2 protein-coding genes are annotated in these 755 nt (G+C 55.4%); both read left to right on the top strand.

Annotated elements, in window-relative coordinates; translation table 11 throughout:
- The coding region (locus B5E41_RS30970) for an integrase core domain-containing protein (protein WP_141098867.1) at window positions 1–303 on the top strand (303 nt) is incomplete at its 5' end.
- A gap of 234 nt (window positions 304–537) precedes the next feature.
- A partial coding sequence (locus tag B5E41_RS30965) for a transposase (RefSeq protein ID WP_141098817.1) occupies window positions 538–755 on the top strand: 218 nt, incomplete at its 3' end.

The raw sequence follows: 755 nt of genomic DNA, 5'->3' as shown, positions 1-755 counted from the left end.
TACACCTGCGCCACCAATGATATCGAGCACCGCACCACCAAGGTAAAGCATCCATGGACCAACGGTCAGGTTGAGAGAATGAACCGAACCATCAAGGATGCCACCGTCAGACGCTTCTACTATGAAAGCCACGATCAACTGCGCCAGCATCTTGCCGACTTTGTCGCCGCTTACAATTTCGGCCGCAGGCTCAAGACCCTCAAGGGTCTCACACCCTACGAGTTCATATGCAAGGCATGGGCTTCACAGCCCGAACGTTTTATCATCAATCCGCTCCACCAAATGCCGGGACCAAACAACTAGGCTCAGGACCTATTAATTTTGAATGGAGATGTGATTCAGGTCTTCCGAGAGGGAGGCCGTGATGGGTGATTTGTTTTTGCTGAGCGAGCGCCAGATGGCGCGGATATCGCCACATTTCCCGCTTTCACTGGTGTCGCGGGGGTCGGCGGGTGGTGAGTAAGCGCCCGGTGAGGACCGTCTTGCGAGGTTGAGACGAACATCGGAAGTCCTAGTGTAAACACTAGGAGTAGTCCTATGACGAAGCATCCGATTGAAGTGATCACGTCTGTCGAGCGCCGACGGCGTTGGTCTCGGGAAGACAAAGAGCGGCTTGTTGCGGCCTGTTTTGAGCCAGATGCGGTGCTTTCCGAGATTGCCCGTGCGGCCGGTATCCATGTCAGCCAGCTCTTCCGTTGGCGCAAGGAGCTTTGCCAAATCGAGGAGCCGAGGACGGAAACAGCGAGCACGTTGGT

This window comes from Rhizobium esperanzae (genome assembly GCF_002204185.1).
GTDB classification, from domain to species: domain Bacteria; phylum Pseudomonadota; class Alphaproteobacteria; order Rhizobiales; family Rhizobiaceae; genus Rhizobium; species Rhizobium esperanzae.
Note: the sequence above shows the minus strand (reverse complement) of the source record. Positions and strands in the feature narration are given on the sequence as shown.